Origin of the sequence: Andreprevotia chitinilytica DSM 18519 (assembly GCF_000711875.1) — a bacterium.
In the GTDB taxonomy this organism is placed as follows: domain Bacteria; phylum Pseudomonadota; class Gammaproteobacteria; order Burkholderiales; family Chitinibacteraceae; genus Andreprevotia; species Andreprevotia chitinilytica.
Map to the genome: position 1 here is coordinate 31,719 of NZ_JONM01000021.1, position 16,565 is coordinate 48,283.

Genomic DNA, 16,565 nt, shown 5'->3' on the forward strand with positions numbered 1-16,565 from the left:
CATGATTGAACTCCTGATCCCCGTCCTCGCTGCCACACTCGGCGCTGCCACGCCGCTGCTCTTTGCTGGCTTGGGCGAGTTGGTGACCGAGCGCTCCGGCGTTCTCAACCTCGGCGTGGAAGGCATGATGCTGATTGGCGCGATTGCTGGCTTTGCCTGCGCGGTCGATACCGGCTTGGGGGCATGGGCTGGCTTGGCTGCGGGCACCTTGGCCGGCGCAGCATCGGCGCTGCTGTTCGCCATTCCGGCGCTGTCGCTGGCGGCCAATCAAGCAGCCTGCGGTTTGGCGCTGACCATTTTTGGCGTCGGTCTCTCAGCCTTCATCGGCCAAAGCTATGTGAGCTACAGCCTGCCGGGCATGCAGCCGCTGCCGATTCCACTACTGGCGCAAATCCCGGTGCTGGGCCCGATCTTTTTTCAGCAAAGCGCGGTGGTGTATTTGTCCGTGATCGTGTTCGGCGTGGTGTGGTGGGTGCTGGCGCGCACGCGGCTTGGCTTGTTGCTCAAGGCGGTGGGTGAGTCCCCCGAAGCCGCGCACGCCATCGGCTACCCGGTGCTGCTGGTGCGCTACGGCGCGACACTATTCGGCGGGGCAATGGCCGGTTTGGGCGGCGCGTATCTCTCGACCGTCTACACCCCGCTGTGGGTACAGAACATGGTGGCCGGGCGCGGCTGGATCGCGATTGCGCTGGTGGTGTTCGCCACCTGGAAACCCAGCCGGTTGCTGCTGGGCGCGTATCTGTTCGGCGGCGTGACCATCCTGCAATTCCATGCGCAAACGCTGGGGATCAAGGTGCCGGTACAGCTCCTTGCCGCCTTGCCGTATGTGGCGACGATTGTGGTGCTGGTGCTGATTTCTCGGGATCGACGGTTGCTGCAGTTGAATTTGCCGGCGTCGTTGGGGAAGCCATTTTTGCCGGGGTGAGTGGGGGCTTTTTCAAAATAAGCGAACCGTTACTACCTAAGTAGGGCAGGTTTTTACTTCCCCCTTTGTGAAGGGGGATGGAGGGGGATTTCGACGCTGCTGGCAAATTGAGAGGTCGCAGAAATCCCCCCTAGCCCCCCTTCGAAAAGGGGGGATATGCACTGAATATTCTGAGGGCAGTTTTTGATGACAACCCTGCTGCTACATCACGCCGATATTCTCGTCACGATGGATGCCCACCGGCGCGAAATCGCCGACGGTGGTGTGTTCATCCGCAACGGCGTGATCGAAGCAGTCGGCCCTAGCGCCGAGTTGCCGCAAGCCGCCGACGAAGTCATCGACCTGCGCGGCAGTGTGCTGATGCCGGGCATGGTGAACACGCATCACCACATGTTCCAGAGCCTGACGCGGGCGATTCCCGGGGCGCAGGATGCCGAGCTGTTCGGCTGGCTGCAGCGGCTGTATCCGATTTGGTCTGGCCTGACGCCGGAGATGATCCGCATCTCCACGCTCACGGCGATGAGCGAGCTGATTCTGTCCGGCTGCACCACCACCTCCGATCACCTGTACCTCTACCCGAATGGCAGCCGGCTCGATGATTCGATCGAAGCGGCAGCGGAAATCGGCATGCGGTTCCATGCCTGTCGCGGCAGCATGAGTGTCGGCGTGAGTGCGGGTGGTTTGCCGCCGGATCATCTGGTCGAGCGCGAACACGCCATTCTGACCGATAGCCAGCGCCTGATCGAAACCTGGCACGACCCGGCGCGGCATTCGATGCTGCGGATCGCCCTCGCGCCGTGCTCGCCATTCTCGGTCAGCCGCGATTTGATGCGCGAATCGGCGCTGCTGGCGCGCGAGCATGGCGTGTCGCTGCACACCCATCTGGCCGAGAACGACAACGACGTCGCCTACAGCCTGGAAAAATTCGGCATGACGCCGGCCCAATACGCCGAATCGCTTGGCTGGGTTGGTGCGGATGTATGGCATGCGCATTGCGTCAAACTGGATCATGACGGCATCGCGCTATTTGCCCGTAGCGGCACCGGGGTGGCGCATTGCCCGTGCTCGAACATGCGGCTCGCGTCCGGCATTGCGCCGATCCCGGCCATGCGGGCTGCGGGCGTGTCGGTCGGGTTGGGGGTGGATGGCTCGGCCTCCAACGACGGCGCACACATGCTCGGCGAAACGCGGCAAGCCATGCTGCTGGCGCGGGTCGGCTTTGGCCCAGCCGCGATGACGGCCCGGCAGGCGCTGGAGCTGGCGACGCTGGGCGGCGCAAAAGTGCTCGGTCGCGACGACATCGGCGCGCTTGCCCCCGGCATGAGTGCCGACATAGTGGCCTTCCGCACTGACGGCCTCGACCATGCTGGCGCGGCTGTGCACGACCCGGTGGCATCGCTGGTGTTCTGCGCCAGCGCCAAGGCCGCGCTATCGGTGATCAACGGCCGCGTCATCGTTCGCGATGGCGAGCTGCTGCCGCTGCAGTTGCCCAAGCTGGTTGAGCGGCATAACCGTTTGGCGCGGCAGTTGGCGATGGGTTGAAGCGGAAAATCTTGAACCACAAGAGAACACAGAGGTTCACAGAGAAAGGTAAAGGCGAGGTTTTGTAGGAGCGAGCTTGCTCGCGATAGCACCGCTTCATTCACCGTTGCCATCGCGAGCAAGCTCGCTCCTACATAAAGCGATGCCGTTCTCTGTGTGCTCACCGGGCTCTGTGTCTACAGGTTTGCTGCTGGTTTTTTTTGAAAATATTTAATTTCTCTCTTCAAGGCCGACATGCCCGCATTCCAATCCGAATCAACGCTGCTGGTGCGCGGCAGCGTGCTGCATTTTCTGGCCGACCCCGGCGAGAACGACGCGGCAGACAGCTACCAGTATTTCGATGACGGTTATCTCTGGGTCGAAGCCGGCATTGTGCAGGGCTGCGGCCATTGGTCGGCGCTGGAGCAAGTCGTGCCGGCGGAGGTGCGGGCGCGGGCGGCCCGGCATGATCATCGCGGCCGGCTGATCCTGCCCGGCTTTGTCGATACGCATATGCACTATGCGCAGGCGGGGGTGATCGGCTCGTTTGGCCGCCAGCTGCTCGATTGGCTCAATCACTACACCTTCCCGGCCGAGGCCGCGTTTGCCGATCCGGCTATTGCCCGCCATACCGCTGATTTCGTCGTGCAGCAGCTGCTGGCACATGGCACCACCACTGCTTCAGTGTTTGGCACCGTCCACCCGGCTTCGGTCGATGCCTTCATGACCGCAGCGCAGGCGCACGATATGCGCGTGCTGTGCGGCAAGGCGATGATGGATCGCCATTGCCCGGACAACGTGCGCGATACCGCCGCCAGCGCGGAGCGCGAATCGCAGGCGCTGATCGAGCGCTGGCACCGCAAGGGCCGGCTGCGTTACTCCATCACGCCGCGTTTCGCCCCGACCTCAACGCCCGAGCAACTGGCCGTCGCTGGTGCGCTTTACGCGGCCTGGCCGGATCTGCACGTGCAATCCCATCTGGCTGAAAACGCCAAGGAAGTCGCCTGGGTGAAGACGCTATTCCCCGAGCAGCGCGACTATCTCGATGTCTACGCCCGCTACGGCCTGATCGGCCCGCGCACCATCTACGGCCACTGCATCCACCTTTCCGCTGCGGAACGCGACGTGATGGTCGCCACCGGCACCGCTGCTGCGTTCTGCCCGACCTCCAACCTGTTTCTGGGCAGCGGCTTTTTCGACTACGCCGGCGCGGTTGCGGCGGGGGTGCGCGTCGGCCTTGCGACCGATATCGGCGGCGGTACGTCGTTCAGCATGATTCGCACGCTGGCCGAGGCGTACAAGGTCTCGCAAGTGCATGGCGTGCCACTCTCGCCGTTGCGTGGCTGGTATCTCGCCACGCTGGGCGGCGCGAATGCTTTGTATCTGGACGATTTCATCGGCAACTTCACGCCCGGCAAAGAGGCCGATTTCGTCGTGCTCGATCTCGAAGCGACGGACGAGCTGGCCTTCCGCATCAGCCACGCTACCACGCTGGCAGAGCGGTTATTTGCGTTGACGACGCTTGGCGATGATCGCTGTGTGACGGCGACGTATGTGATGGGGGTGCGGGCGTATTGAGCGGGTAAAACACCCTTGAGCGCAAAACCCGGTTGGCTGGATGGCATGCCAAGTGGGAAAATTCAAAACGGTGATTTCATCCGTCATTTCAAAGGAGCGACTGTGCAACTTGACCTCCCGCTGGACCTGCAAGCATCGCTTGAACAGGTTGCAAAACTGCAAGGCGATACGACAGATGCGCTTGCTCGTCGCGTGATTTCTGAATATCTGGACGAATACCAACGTCTGCAGGAAGCGATTGCCGAAGGCGAGTATTCGCTGGCAACAGCGCCGGCGTTGTCTGCTGAGCAGTCATTGAGCGATCTGAAAAACCTGCTGGGCCAATTACGGCATGCGGCTTGAGTCCTCGGCGCGCTGTTTCTGCCATTCGGAGGATTGCTGTTTTTCTTATGTTTTTGTCATTTAAATATTGGGCTGATGTAATATTTTTCACTGCCGAATTGGGCGAATAGTGAAACTTATAACAATCAAGTGGGTGACTTCATGTTGAGGAAATTGATTTCTGTTTTACTGGTGTTTGGTTTTTCCCATGCTGTATTTGCTGGATCTACTCAGGATACGGGTCACGTGAATATGCTTTATGGGGATGCGACGACTGGCGCGATTGTGATTCAACTGGATGGGGGCTTTCCAAATGCTGTTGCGGCCAAGCAATGCGCTGCCGCTGACGGATCTTGGGCAGGCAATATTTCTGCCAGCAATACGGTCAAAGCAATGCTGCTTACCGCAAAGGCCACCGGTGCAAGTCTGATCGTTACAACGCAAGGTTGTGAAGGCGCGTGGCTTAAAATTGTCGATGTTTATATGAAATAAGATTCTGATTTGATACCCGATAGGAATTCGTAGGCAGCCTGAAATGGTGACTTCAGGATGCCTACGAATTACGTTAAGCGTGCGGCGGGCTGCTGGCCGCAATCACGAGTAATTCATCCAGCACCACCTCATCACAATTCCCCCCCGGCCCGGCGCGGTCGATGACGAGGAAGTCACTGACCTCATCCAATGCCAACAGCGGGTGATGCCACGTGCCGGCAGCGTAATTCACGCCCTGACTGCCTTGCGCCAGAAACAGCCGGATATCGTCCGCTGTGACGGTTTCCCCCGGCCGTGCGACGGCCACTAGATAGGCGCGGCCGCTCAGTGGCATGAAGGCTTGGCTCCCTTTCGGATGCCGTTCCATCATGCCGATCGTGAACGGCAGCGCCCGTGGCTGGCCACGAAAGATGCTGACGATGGCGTGGCCTCCCGGGTCGAGATCAATGCGCATCAGGTCGTGATAGCGCTCGGTGTTACCGCCGTTGATGGGAAAGTGGCGCACGGCATCGCTGGCTTCGATCACGTCGCCGAACGGGGCGAAGGCATCGCGGGTGAGCGGTTCAGCTTGCAGGATGCGCGGGGCGCTCATCGAACCACCTTGGCAACCGGTTTTCCCGCTGGCTTTCCCCATAGGCGAATGCGCGATACGCCGCCGTCCGGAATGATGTTGAGCCGCACATGCGTGATCGGGCCGAGTGCGGCGACGGTGTCGAATTGATGGATCGCATCCATCGAGAGCTTTTGCTCGGGCAGCAGCACCGGCCAGAACATGCTTTGCGTGATGATGGATTGATCGGTGCCGCCGTCCATATAGGCCGCCTGCAGCATGCAGCGATCCGGGTAGTTGCCCTTGAAGTGGGCGGTGTCGACATCGACGCGTTCGACGATGCCCGGCGTGCCGAGCGCGATGATGCACCAGTCGTTGCCCGGCTCGCGGCGGCGGCGGGTTTCCCAGCCATCACCCATGTTCACGCCCCGGCCCGGCAGCAGCAGGTTGGAGGCCACGCCGAAGTGGGCGTCATTCCACGCCACCGCCCGGCCGCCGTTTTCCAGCGCGGCCAGATCGTAGACCTTGTTCACGTCATCGAACGCGCCGACCGGCTGACCGTAGACGCGCAGGCGGGCGATGCCGCCATCCGGGTAGATGTGCACGCGCAGGTGCGTGTAGTGGCCGGCGTCGGTGATTTCGAGCAAGTGGTGACTGTTGCCGGAAAGGCTGGTGGAGGTGAGGATTTCGCACCACTCGGCTTGGTCCAGCGCAGCCGGATCATCGCTGTTGCTGTGGGTGGCTTCGATGGAAACTGCCGGTGCGTAGTTGCCGGTGAAGTGGCTGGTATCGACATCGAAACCGCGAATCGTGCCGGTGCGGCCCAGCTTCACGATGGCCCAGTCGTGGCCCATGCCGCGTTTGCGACGCGTCTCCCAGCCATCCATCCATTTGCCGTGGTCGTCGTATTTGCCGGGCACGAACACCGCCGGTTGCGGGTCGAGCATGCGTGACAGCGGCGCGAAGAATTCATCGCTGGCGCAGATGGCGAGCGCACCCAGACGCGGGTCGGCGAGGTTGACTGATTGTTTTGCCCATTGGGGCAGGTCGGCGGGGGCGGATTGGATGAGGGTCATGGGGGTCTCGGGTAGTCAGTGATGCAAAGCAAATGCAAAACATGAAATCTTGAACCACAGAGAACACAGAGGTTCACAGAGAAAGGCAAATGCGGGAGATGGGGTTTTTGTAGGAGCGAGCTTGCTCGCGATAGCGACGGTTGGCACATCGCTATCGCGAGCAAGCTCGCTCCTACAGGTTTTCCTCGCAATCGGTTTTGGTTTTCTCTGTGCCCTCTGTGGTTCAAGATTTTCGGTTTTCGCTTTCAATTTGGCGTGTACGGATGCGTGGCAATCCAATGCCGCGCAATATCCACGCGGCGGCAGACCCACACCCGGTCATGTTGTTCGATGTAGTCCAGAAAGCGTTGCAGCGCCCGCATGCGCCCAGGGCGGCCGAGCAGGCGGCAGTGCATGCCGATGCTCAGCATCTTCGGGCATTCGTCCCCTTCGGCATACAACACATCGAAGCTGTCACGCAGATAGGTGAAGAAGTCCTCGCCCTGCGCAAAGCCCTGCGGCAGCGAGAAACGCATGTCGTTGGTATCGAGCGTGTAGGGCACGATCAGGTGCGGCACGATCTGGTTGTCGCTGCGGGTGACGGCGGTCCAGAACGGCAGGTCGTCGCCGTAATAGTCCGAGTCATAGAGCAGCCCGCCGTCATCCACGACCAGCCGGCGCGTGTTGGGGCTATCGCGGCCGGTGTACCAGCCGAGCGGGCGCTCGCCGGTGAGGCGCTGGATGGCATCGAGGCCGAGGCGCATGTGTTCGCGTTCGGTGGCTTCATCGATGTTCTGGTAGTGAATCCAGCGCCAGCCGTGGCAAGCGATTTCGTGGCCGAGTTCGACAAAGGCTTGGGTCAGCTCCGGGTGTCGCTCCAGCGCCATGCCCACGCCGAACACCGTCAGCGGCAGGCCGCGTTGCTCGAATTCACGCAGGATGCGCCATACGCCGACGCGGGAGCCGTATTCGTAGACCGACTCCATCGACAGATGCCGATCCGGGTAGCTGGCCGGGTTGAAGAGTTCGGACAGGAATTGTTCGGAGCCGGCATCGCCATGCAGCACGCAGTTCTCGCCGCCCTCCTCGTAATTGAGCACGAACTGGACGGCGATCCGGGCGCGGCCGGGCCAGTTGGCCTGCGGCGGATTGCGGCCGTAGCCGATCAGGTCACGCGGGTAGGTCATGCGGGGCTCCTTGGTGCGTGGGCTGCAGTCTGGGCTTGTGGGGTGTTGCAGCTTTTGCTTCCCCCTTTGTGAAGGGGGATTGAGGGGGATTTCGACGTCATTGCAATTTGAGATGCTGCAGAAATCCCCCCTAGCCCCCCTTCAAAAAAGGGGGGGACGTTGGCGTAGTTTTCAATACGCACCTCAATGCGCTCCAGCCTCAAACCACTTGGCAATCTGCGCCCGCTCGTCATCGGTGATCTTGGTGACGTTCCCCAATGGCATGGCCTTGAGCTGCACCACTTGCTGATAAATACGCGGCGCGACGGCGCGGATGCCGGCTTCGGAATCGAGTTTCACTCCGGCTGGCGCAGCCGGCATCATGGTTGGTTTCTCGGCGTGGCAGGCGATGCAACGGTCGTTGATGATGGGCCGGATCGAGGCCAGGACCGGCAAGGTCGGTTTGGCCTCGGCTGTCGCGGCGGCCGGGCGCGACGGCGCCAGCCAGATGAACACGCCCAGCAGCAGCAGCACCCCGGCAAGCGGGTATTGCCACGCCAGCTTGCCCTTGTGGCGCAGGTTGAAGAAGTGCCGGATCAGCACGGCGGCCAGCATGATCAGCGCCAGCACCAGCCACGCCAGCGAGCCGCTGTACGTGAAGGCGTAGTGGTTGCTGATCATGCAGAAGATCACCGGCAGCGTGATGTAGTTGTTGTGCACGCTGCGCTGCTTGCCGCGCCGGCCGTGGATCGGATCGGGCGCTTCGCCGCGCTCCATGGCCGCGATGATCTTTTTCTGGCCGGGGATGATCCAGAAGAACACGTTGGCGCTCATGGTGGTCGCCAGCATCGCGCCGATATGCAGGAAGGCGGCGCGGCCGGAGATCAGGTGGCTGAGCCCAAAAGCCATCCCTACCACGAACAGGTAATAGATCACGCCGAACAGCAACTGACTGCGGTCGATCAGCAGACGGCAGAGGGTGTCGTATACCAGCCAGCCAAGCACCAGCGAGCCCAAGCCGGCCAGCACGGCAAGGCCGGGCGACTGGATCAGCTTGGATGGGTCGACCATGTAAGCGCCGGCCTGCAGGTAATACAGCGTCGAGATCAGCACGAAGCCCGACAGCCAGGTGGAATAGGACTCCCACTTGAACCAGTGCAGCTCGTCCGGCAGGCGCGGTGGCGCGCCGAGGTATTTCTGCGGGTTGTAGAAGCCGCCACCGTGTACCGCCCACAACTCGCCGCCGACGCCCTTGGCGATCAGTGCCGGATCGGTTGGCGGCTTCAGGCTGTTGTCGAGCCAGATGAAATAGAACGATGAACCAATCCAGGCGATGGCGACGATCACGTGCAGCCAGCGCAGCAGTAGCGATGCGCATTCGATCAGGTAGGCGGTATCCATCAGCTGCCCCGGTAGGTCGAGTAGCTCCACGGCGACACCAGCAGGGGCACGTGGTAATTGGCGGCGGTGTCGCTGATACCGAAGCGCAGTGTCACCACATCCAGAAACGGCGGCTCCGGCAGCGTGACGCCTTGGGCGCGGAAGTAATCTGCCGTGGCGAAATCGAGTTCGTAGATGCCGGGCAACAGCGTTTCACCTTCCAGCAGCGGGCGGTCAACGCGGCCATCGGCGTTGGTGCTGCCGCTTAGCAGCACCTTGCCATCGCGCCGCAGCGTGAACACCACGTTGGCAGCCGGAACGCCGTGCGCGGTATCGAGTACGTGAATGCTGAGCCGTCCCATTGGGGGGTCCTTTTTGAGGAAGGCGGTTGGGTGTACAAAAAGCCGCTAACAAAGCTCAGCGTAGCGGTGCTGGCAAGGCGTACGAAACGCAGACAGTACGATTATTAGTACGGCAAGTGAGTACAACGCAGCCAGCAGGGCTTTGTTAGGGGCGTGCAATCGATTATATGGGGCGGCCTCTCATGCGGACCGAATAAGCACTATCGCGTTTTTCAAATATACAAACGGGCATCGGGGCGCTCATAAAAGAGTAGAGAAGACCGGTATAACTCAATGCATCTTGCTGACGATTGGTGCGCTTCGTACCCTCGCTGCACCATCCCGGTACGCCATATGAGGGCGAAGCATGACATCGAACGCCGCTGCAAATCCGATCCCAGGCCGCACCACTGCTGAACTTTCGCAATTGAATCAGACCGAGTTCATCGCCGCGCTGGACGGCATCTTCGAGCACTCCCCTTGGGTGGCGGAGCGGGCGTGGCTGCATCGGCCATTTGCCAGCCGCGAAGCGCTGTTGCAGTCGCTGCTCGATGCGATGCTGCACGCGGAGCGGCCGTTGCAGCTGGCATTGATCTGCGCCCACCCCGAGCTGGCCGGCAAAGCGGCGATTCGCGGTGAGTTGACGGTGGAATCGACGCAGGAACAAGCCAGCGCCGGCCTCAACGCTTGCACGCCGGAGGAATACGCCGAAATCCAGCAACTCAATGCCGCTTATCGCGAACGGTTTGGTTTTCCGTTCATCGTGGCTGTGCGGGGCATGAGTCGGGGCGAGATCATTGCGGCGATGCGGCTGAGGGTGGCAAGGCATGCGGAGGAGGAATTTGCGGAGAGTTTGCGGCAGATCGGGCGGATTGCTTCATTGCGGTTAGAGATGGCGGTGGCTTGAAGGGCAAGACCTAAAATCTTGAACCACAGAGGGCACAGAGGGCACAGAGGGCACAGAGGGCACAGAGGGCACAGAGGGCACAGAGGTTCACAGAGAAAGACAAATACGAGGTTTTGTAGGAGCGAGCTTGCTCGCGATTGCATCGTTGATTGATGCGCGCCATCGCGAGCAAGCTCGCTCCTACAGGTTTCCGTTCAACCGGTTTTGGTGTTCTCTGTGTTCTCTGTGGTTCAAGACGTAGGTTTTACGCCGTCGCCAATTTCCGCGCCGCCGTACCGGCCGCCGCCTTCAACGCATTCGCCGCCATCGGTCGCCGTTCCGCTGCGCTACGGGCCACCGATACCACTTGCTCACGGAACCAGCGGCATTCGTCTGCCAGATGCGTGCGGTCATGCCACAGCAGATAGAAATGCATGCGCGGGAATTCGATCGGCGCTTCGACCACCGTCAGCGGCATGTGGGCACAGAAGGATTCGGTGAACGAGCGCGGGCCGGAGAAGATCATGTCGCTCTGCAACAGCAGATAGGGCACGAGGTTGAAGTAGGGCACGAAGGCGGCGACGTTGCGCTTGAGTCGTTCGCGCGCCAGGTGCAGATCGATCACGCCGCGCTGGCCGACGGCGTAGGGATTCGGCACCAGATGGTCGGCGGCGAGGTATTCATCGATGCCCAGCGGGCGGCCTGCCAGTGGGTGGCCTTCACGCATCAGGCAGACCACATCGTCCTCAAACAACGGCGTCATGCGCAGGTGCTCGGGTGGCTGCGGCCAGTTGCCGATCACGGCGTCGAGGTCGCCGACTTCCAGCGCGCGGATGTAATCGTAATCCGGGCCGAGCGAGTGGATGGCGACTTGCGAGTTCGGTGCCTGCTTGCGCAAGCGGCCGACGATCTCACCAAGCAAGGCGGCATCCAGATAATCCGGCGTGGCGATATTGAACACGCGACGCGATTGGGCCGGGCTGAAGCGCACTTGCTGCACGGCGATGGTTTCGATCTCGCGCAGGGCGATCTTCACCGGTTCCAGCAGCGCCAGACCGCGTTCGGTCGGCGTCATGCCGTTGCGGCTGCGCACCAGCAACGGGTCGCCAGTGATGTCGCGAAGGCGGCGCAGCGCGGTGCTGACGGCGGGTTGCGATTGATTCAGCCGGCGGGCGGCGTTGGAGACGCTGCACTCGGTCAGCAATACGTGCAGGACGCGCAGCAAATGCACGTCGATGGATTCCCAGCTGTGTGACGACGCCATGTCTTGCCCCCGTTGGTTTGCGCGTATGCCTTTTGCGTATGGCTCTTATTTAAGCAAGTGTTGTTCCCAACTGCTGGGATGTAGTGGTTTTTTCTTATGCGCAGTTGGTGAAGGCCAACGTGAAAAGCCAACACAAGGCGCCCCACGTAGCCCGGACGGCTTTGCCGGCCGGGGTTCCCTGTGCAAAAAACCATCCCGGCCGGTAAATCCGTCCGGGCTACAGGGGCTATGAGCCACAACGGGGCATGCCCACGTGGCGAAGCGCCGAAAGGGGGCGTGCGGTTGGGGCGCCAGGCCTGAAAAAACGGCGCATCGCTGCGCCGTTTGTCTTGGGCCAAACAGCTTGGCCCGATCTGCCGATCAACAAATCAAATCTTTTCGTACAGCGGCAAGGTCAGGAACTCGGCAAAGTTCGCGCTGGTGCTCATTTGCTCGAAAATCTCCGCGGCTTGCGTGAACGGCGTTTTGGCGAACGCGGCGTCGCCATGTTCGGCGCGGATCGCATCCAGCACCTGCGGGATCATGCCGCGCACCATGTCGGCGGTGACTTTGCGGCCGTCATCCAGCACACCCTTGGGTGAACGAATCCACTGCCAGACTTGCGAGCGCGAAATCTCGGCGGTGGCGGCGTCTTCCATCAGGTTGTGGATCGGCACGCAGCCATTGCCAGCCAGCCACGAGCCGAGGTACTGGATGCCCACGTCGATATTCATGCGCAGGCCGGCTTCGGTGATCGGTTGCTCCGGTTGGAAGTTGAGGATGTCGGCGGCGCGGGTTTCTACGTCCGGGCGTTGCTTGCTGATCTGGTTCGGCTTGTCGCCCAGCACCTTCACCCATTCTTCCATCGCGATCGGCACGAGGCCCGGGTGGGCGACCCAACCACCGTCGAAACCATCGTTGGCATCGCGGGTCTTGTCGGCGCGCACGGCGGCCATGGCTTTGTCGTTGGCTTCCGGGTCACCCTTGATCGGGATCAGCGCGCTCATGCCGCCAATCGCCGGGGCTCCGCGCTTGTGGCAGGCCTTGACCAGATTCAGTGCGTAAGCGCGCATGAACGGCACGGTCATGGTGATCTGGGCGCGGTTGGCGAGGCAGAAGTCGGTATTGGTCTTGAACTTCTTGATGCAGCTGAAGATGTAATCCCAACGCCCGGCATTCAGGCCGGCCGAGTGCTCGCGCAATTCATAGAGGATTTCTTCCATTTCGAATGCAGCGAGGATGGTTTCGATCAAGACGGTGGCCTTGATGGTGCCTTGCGGGATGCCGATGGCTTTTTGCGCTTCAACGAAGACATCGTTCCACAGCCGCGCCTCGAGGTGCGATTCCATCTTCGGCAGATAGAAGTATGGGGCGGTGCCGCGTGCCAGCTGTTCGCGGGCGTTGTGGAACAGGAACAGTGCCAGATCGAACACGCCGCCGGAAACACGTTGACCATCGACGGTGATGTGCTTTTCATCCAGATGCCAGCCGCGCGGGCGGACCACCAACGTGGCGATCTTGTCGTTTAGCTGATAGGTCTTGCCGTTGCTTTCGAGCCGGATGGTGTGGCGGACGGCTTCCTTCAGATTGATCTGGCCCTGAATCTGATTGAGCCAGTTGGGCGTGTTCGAATCCTCGAAGTCGGTCATGTAGCTATCCGCGCCGGAGTTGAGCGCGTTGATGATCATCTTGCGCTCGACCGGGCCGGTGATTTCCACGCGGCGCAGGGCGATGTCGGCCGGGATCGGCGCGATCTTCCAGTCGCCGTCGCGGATGGCTTTGGTTTCGGGCAGGAAGTCCGGGAGCTTGCCGGCATCGAGTTCTTTTTGGCGCAGCACGCGGGCGGCCAGCAGCTCCTGACGGCGGCCTTCGAATTTGCGGTGCAGCGTGGCGACGAAGGCCAGCGCATCCGCGGTGAGGATGTCCGCGAATTCGGGGCGGAATTCGCCGTGGATCTGGATGCCGTGGGGAAGTTGGCTCATGGGATGGGTCCTCGGAATCGGGTGGAAGTGGGGGATTGGGGGCGCTGATTGGTCCTCGCGCAGTTCTTGCAGTCTAGTTCACCGGAAAGTGCGGAAAAAGACCTAGAATGCGATAGCTTCTTTTACTTTTAAGTACAGAATGGACGCGCTTAAACAGCTGCAAACCTTCATTGCGGTCGTCAATCACGGCAGCCTTTCCGCTGCTGCTCGCGCCGAGGGCGTGGTGCCGGCGGTCATCGGTCGGCGGATCGATGCCTTGGAAGAACGACTGGGGGCGAAATTGCTGGTGCGCACCACACGCCGGGTCACGCTCACGCAGGAAGGCGAGGTGTTCTTCGAGGATGGCCAGCGGATTCTGGCCGAGCTGGAAGAGGCCGAGGCGGCTGTGGCTTCCGGCAGTAGCCGGGTGCGCGGTCATTTGCGGGTGACCGCACCCGCCGGCTTTGGTCGTCGCCACGTCGCGCCGCACATCGCGACATTTCAGCGCGCGCATCCCGATCTGAAAGTGACGCTGGATCTGGCTGACCGCTTGGTGGATTTGCAGGCGGAGCGAATCGATTGTGCGATTCGAATTAGCGAACTGGCCGATTCCAATCTTGTCCCGGTGCGCCTGGCCGAAAACCGCCGCGTCGTGGTGGCTGCGCCAGCTTATCTTGCCGCGCACGGCACGCCGCAAACCCCAGCTGATCTGGCGCGATTCGATTGCCTCTCGCTCGGTGGCAGCCAAAGCCGGGGCTGGACGTTTGCCGTGAACGGCGAAGTCAGCAATTGGCGCGTGCAAGGCGTGCTCGAATGCAACGACGGCGCGGTGCTGCACGAGTGGGCGCTCAAGGGCTACGGTCTGGCGTGGCGGTCGCTGTGGGAGGTAAAGGGCGATCTCTCTGCGGGTCGGCTGGTGACGGTATTGGATGCGTTTTCCTCGCCCGATTACCCGGTCTACGCCGTGATGGCGCAGCGCAAATACCTGCCGCAACGCGTGCGGCGGTTTATTGATCATTTGAAGGCGGTGTATGCGGAGCCGGGGTATTGGGATTAGGCAGAGCCATCAACAATCAGTTTGGCGGCGCTGACTTGCTGCACTTGTACGATCTGCGTTTCGTAAGCCGCGTTAGCCCAGATTTGTTTTGCATCTTTGCTCTGCGAAATCAACGGCTATTTGCGAGGATGGTCAGGAGGGGGTATGGAAGCTGTGTGCGGTACTGACTGGAAAGTAACATAAATGTCGTAGATACTTGCTCGTGAAGTGTTATTTAGCTTTTTATGACTAACAGCTGTTTCTTGTTATCGAGTACCGCATTATGGCAAATAATGATCAAGTAATACTGGACCAAATTATTGAAAATGAGCGCTTGGCAAGAATGCCAACGGCGACCAAACCTGATTTCTTCGAGCAGTACGTTGCTGAGCAAGTTTTAAAAAACTATGATCTATCCGATGACGAAGTTGAGTATGGTCTGACCGGTGGTAGCCATGATGGTGGGATCGATGGGCTTTACACTTTTGCCAATGGCGAACTTGTTCATGAGGACTTCGATCCGACAGCATTGAAAAGAAATATCGTCATCGATGTAGTGTTGCTCCAATGCAAGACGAGTAACGGTTTTGATGAAGATTCGATGAATAAAATAATTGCACTAACTCGTGATTTGTTTGCTCTAGACGTGGCTGTAGACAACTATGCTGGTGTTTACAATGAAGGTGTACGAGATGGTGTGAGTTGTTTTCGTCAATTGTATCAATCCATTGCAGGTCGATTTCCGACGTTGCGTTTCCAATACATTTATGCGACGAGGGGTGATAGTCGTGAAGTACACCCCAATGTGCAGCGCAAAGTCGAGGATTTGAGGTCAGCAATTGGTTCTTTGTTTACTCATGCAGATTTTAAATTCGAATTTTATGGCGCTAGTGACTTGCTTGGACTTGCACGGCGGCAACCAACCACATCATTTGACATACAATTTACTGAGATATTGACAGGGAGAGATGGCAATATTGCATTAGTTCGGTTGCAAGATTTTATTAACTTTATTCGCACGGAAACCGGTCAGCTTCGAAAGAGTTTGTTTGAGGCAAACGTGCGTGATTATCAAGGAAGCAACCAAGTAAACGAAGATATGCAACAAACATTGATTGGGCGAGGCCCTGAAGATTTTTGGTGGCTCAATAATGGAGTTACTGTTGTTGCGACTCGTGCAGTTCAAGGTGGTAAAGTCCTCACGATAGAAGACCCTCAGATTGTGAATGGTCAGCAAACTTCAACGGAAATTTATAATTATTTTCATGCTGCCAATATTATCAATGTCGGTAATGATGAGCGTTGCGTTATGGTTCGAATTATTGTGGCAAATGATGCCGTAAGTCGTGATCGAATCATTAAGGCAACCAACAGCCAAACTTCAATCCCCGCCGCATCGCTCCGGGCAACAGAAAAAATCCATCGAGATATTGAAGCATATTTGGCCCCGTTTTCGATTTTTTATGATCGCAGGAAAAATTCACAGAAACAGCAAGGGCGCCCAACGGATAAAATAATTAGCATTGGCCTGTTGGCGCAGGCAATGATGTCAATTGCTTTGCAGCGACCTGATGACGCACGAGCTCGTCCATCATCTTTAATAAAAAAAGATGAGGATTATTCGCAAATTTTTGATGAGAGCCTTCCAATTAATATTTACTTGGTAGCGGCCAAGATAATAAAGACTACTCATTCTTTTCTTCGCGGTCGTGAGGATTTGGCACCAAAGGACAGAAACAATTTACTGTTTTATGTTGCTACTCATGTTTCGTCAGTCCTGACGAAGCGAGCTCGTCCATATCCGGGCGAGTTAGCTCGTATTAAGGTTGAGGACATTGACGAATTGGTGGTGTGTCAAAGTGTCGCCGTGGTTGAAGCGCTTTATAGGGCGTTGGGTGCTAACGATCAAGTAGCCAAGGGACCTCAACTATTGGCTGCGTTGCAGCAGACCATCGATATGCAATATCCACTTGCAAATGCTGGATTGCAGGCTGATCTGTTTTAATGTATCTGCCATTTCCCAGGCTTTAAAAATTGCGCGGATAACGTATTTTTTATCGGCTGGGGGGGCGATCCAGGTAGGGTCGTCGCTTCGGCCTAGTTTTAGTGG

General features: G+C 59.2%; 15 protein-coding genes. 8 read left to right on the top strand and 7 right to left on the bottom strand.

Annotated features, from left to right (window positions below):
• Nucleotide 1 precedes the first annotated feature (1 nt).
• From BR41_RS17715 to BR41_RS17735, 5 genes are all read left to right on the top strand, one after another.
• A complete protein-coding gene (locus BR41_RS17715) occupies nucleotides 2-925 on the top strand; it encodes an ABC transporter permease (RefSeq protein ID WP_035059689.1) in 924 nt (307 codons plus the stop codon).
• Between the two features lie 186 nt (nucleotides 926-1,111).
• Nucleotides 1,112-2,467, top strand: coding sequence for an 8-oxoguanine deaminase (locus BR41_RS17720; protein ID WP_035059691.1), 1,356 nt, complete (start codon nucleotides 1,112-1,114; stop codon nucleotides 2,465-2,467).
• A gap of 234 nt (nucleotides 2,468-2,701) precedes the next feature.
• Entirely contained in the window at nucleotides 2,702-4,024 is a 1,323-nt protein-coding gene (guaD, locus tag BR41_RS17725) for a guanine deaminase (RefSeq protein WP_035059693.1), read from the top strand.
• A 15-nt stretch (nucleotides 4,025-4,039) separates the two neighbouring features.
• Nucleotides 4,040-4,366 (top strand): hypothetical protein, encoded by a 327-nt coding sequence (locus BR41_RS17730; RefSeq protein WP_035059695.1) that lies wholly within the window; start codon nucleotides 4,040-4,042, stop codon nucleotides 4,364-4,366.
• A gap of 141 nt (nucleotides 4,367-4,507) precedes the next feature.
• Nucleotides 4,508-4,837: a hypothetical protein gene (locus BR41_RS17735; RefSeq protein WP_035059697.1), complete on the top strand. Its 330-nt coding sequence runs from the start codon at nucleotides 4,508-4,510 to the stop codon at nucleotides 4,835-4,837.
• A 73-nt stretch (nucleotides 4,838-4,910) separates the two neighbouring features.
• On the opposite strand, the gene BR41_RS17740 is transcribed toward BR41_RS17735, so the two are convergent.
• From BR41_RS17740 to uraH, 5 genes are all read right to left on the bottom strand, one after another.
• On the bottom strand, nucleotides 4,911-5,429 hold the full coding sequence (locus tag BR41_RS17740) for an ureidoglycolate lyase (protein WP_035059698.1): 519 nt from the start codon (nucleotides 5,427-5,429) through the stop codon (nucleotides 4,911-4,913).
• Nucleotides 5,426-6,463 carry an allantoicase gene (gene alc, locus BR41_RS17745; RefSeq protein ID WP_035059699.1) on the bottom strand — a complete coding sequence of 346 codons (1,038 nt, stop codon included), beginning with the start codon at nucleotides 6,461-6,463 and terminating at the stop codon, nucleotides 5,426-5,428. The genes BR41_RS17740 and alc overlap by 4 nt, the downstream gene beginning before the upstream one ends.
• A gap of 245 nt (nucleotides 6,464-6,708) precedes the next feature.
• Nucleotides 6,709-7,629, bottom strand: coding sequence for an allantoinase PuuE (puuE, locus tag BR41_RS17750; RefSeq protein ID WP_035059701.1), 921 nt, complete (start codon nucleotides 7,627-7,629; stop codon nucleotides 6,709-6,711).
• Between the two features lie 183 nt (nucleotides 7,630-7,812).
• Entirely contained in the window at nucleotides 7,813-9,009 is a 1,197-nt protein-coding gene (locus BR41_RS17755; protein ID WP_035059710.1) for a urate hydroxylase PuuD, read from the bottom strand.
• A complete protein-coding gene (gene uraH, locus BR41_RS17760; RefSeq protein ID WP_035059712.1) occupies nucleotides 9,009-9,350 on the bottom strand; it encodes a hydroxyisourate hydrolase in 342 nt (113 codons plus the stop codon). Before uraH ends, BR41_RS17755 begins: the two co-directional genes overlap by 1 nt.
• Before the next feature lie 346 nt (nucleotides 9,351-9,696).
• Here uraH and uraD point away from each other — a divergent pair, with 346 nt between their 5' ends.
• Nucleotides 9,697-10,236: a 2-oxo-4-hydroxy-4-carboxy-5-ureidoimidazoline decarboxylase gene (gene uraD, locus BR41_RS17765; RefSeq protein WP_051711289.1), complete on the top strand. Its 540-nt coding sequence runs from the start codon at nucleotides 9,697-9,699 to the stop codon at nucleotides 10,234-10,236.
• Nucleotides 10,237-10,480: 244 nt separating this feature from the next.
• On the opposite strand, the gene BR41_RS17770 is transcribed toward uraD, so the two are convergent.
• Nucleotides 10,481-11,479 carry a LysR substrate-binding domain-containing protein gene (locus tag BR41_RS17770; RefSeq protein WP_084187373.1) on the bottom strand — a complete coding sequence of 333 codons (999 nt, stop codon included), beginning with the start codon at nucleotides 11,477-11,479 and terminating at the stop codon, nucleotides 10,481-10,483.
• A gap of 368 nt (nucleotides 11,480-11,847) precedes the next feature.
• Nucleotides 11,848-13,440 (bottom strand): malate synthase A, encoded by a 1,593-nt coding sequence (gene aceB, locus BR41_RS17775; RefSeq protein WP_035059714.1) that lies wholly within the window; start codon nucleotides 13,438-13,440, stop codon nucleotides 11,848-11,850.
• A 139-nt stretch (nucleotides 13,441-13,579) separates the two neighbouring features.
• On the opposite strand from aceB, the gene BR41_RS17780 reads away from it, so the two are divergent.
• Complete coding sequence (locus BR41_RS17780; RefSeq protein ID WP_035059716.1) at nucleotides 13,580-14,476, top strand: LysR family transcriptional regulator; 897 nt, start codon at nucleotides 13,580-13,582, stop codon at nucleotides 14,474-14,476.
• Nucleotides 14,477-14,738: 262 nt separating this feature from the next.
• Nucleotides 14,739-16,460, top strand: a complete 1,722-nt coding sequence (locus tag BR41_RS17785; RefSeq protein ID WP_051711290.1) for an AIPR family protein — start codon at nucleotides 14,739-14,741, stop codon at nucleotides 16,458-16,460.
• The last annotated feature ends 105 nt before the right edge of the window (nucleotides 16,461-16,565 follow it).

Bases quoted from the DNA above. Each gene is read 5' to 3' on its own strand.
- puuE (WP_035059701.1), bottom strand. From the start codon at position 7,629: ATGACCTACCCGCGTGACCTGATCGGCTACGGCCGCAATCCGCCGCAG.
- BR41_RS17715 (WP_035059689.1), top strand. From the start codon at position 2: ATGATTGAACTCCTGATCCCCGTCCTCGCTGCCACACTCGGCGCTGCC.
- BR41_RS17740 (WP_035059698.1), bottom strand. From the start codon at position 5,429: ATGAGCGCCCCGCGCATCCTGCAAGCTGAACCGCTCACCCGCGATGCC.
- guaD (WP_035059693.1), top strand. From the start codon at position 2,702: ATGCCCGCATTCCAATCCGAATCAACGCTGCTGGTGCGCGGCAGCGTG.
- uraD (WP_051711289.1), top strand. From the start codon at position 9,697: ATGACATCGAACGCCGCTGCAAATCCGATCCCAGGCCGCACCACTGCT.
- uraH (WP_035059712.1), bottom strand. From the start codon at position 9,350: ATGGGACGGCTCAGCATTCACGTACTCGATACCGCGCACGGCGTTCCG.
- BR41_RS17720 (WP_035059691.1), top strand. From the start codon at position 1,112: ATGACAACCCTGCTGCTACATCACGCCGATATTCTCGTCACGATGGAT.
- BR41_RS17755 (WP_035059710.1), bottom strand. From the start codon at position 9,009: ATGGATACCGCCTACCTGATCGAATGCGCATCGCTACTGCTGCGCTGG.
- BR41_RS17780 (WP_035059716.1), top strand. From the start codon at position 13,580: ATGGACGCGCTTAAACAGCTGCAAACCTTCATTGCGGTCGTCAATCAC.
- aceB (WP_035059714.1), bottom strand. From the start codon at position 13,440: ATGAGCCAACTTCCCCACGGCATCCAGATCCACGGCGAATTCCGCCCC.
- BR41_RS17735 (WP_035059697.1), top strand. From the start codon at position 4,508: ATGTTGAGGAAATTGATTTCTGTTTTACTGGTGTTTGGTTTTTCCCAT.
- BR41_RS17770 (WP_084187373.1), bottom strand. From the start codon at position 11,479: ATGGCGTCGTCACACAGCTGGGAATCCATCGACGTGCATTTGCTGCGC.
- BR41_RS17785 (WP_051711290.1), top strand. From the start codon at position 14,739: ATGGCAAATAATGATCAAGTAATACTGGACCAAATTATTGAAAATGAG.
- alc (WP_035059699.1), bottom strand. From the start codon at position 6,463: ATGACCCTCATCCAATCCGCCCCCGCCGACCTGCCCCAATGGGCAAAA.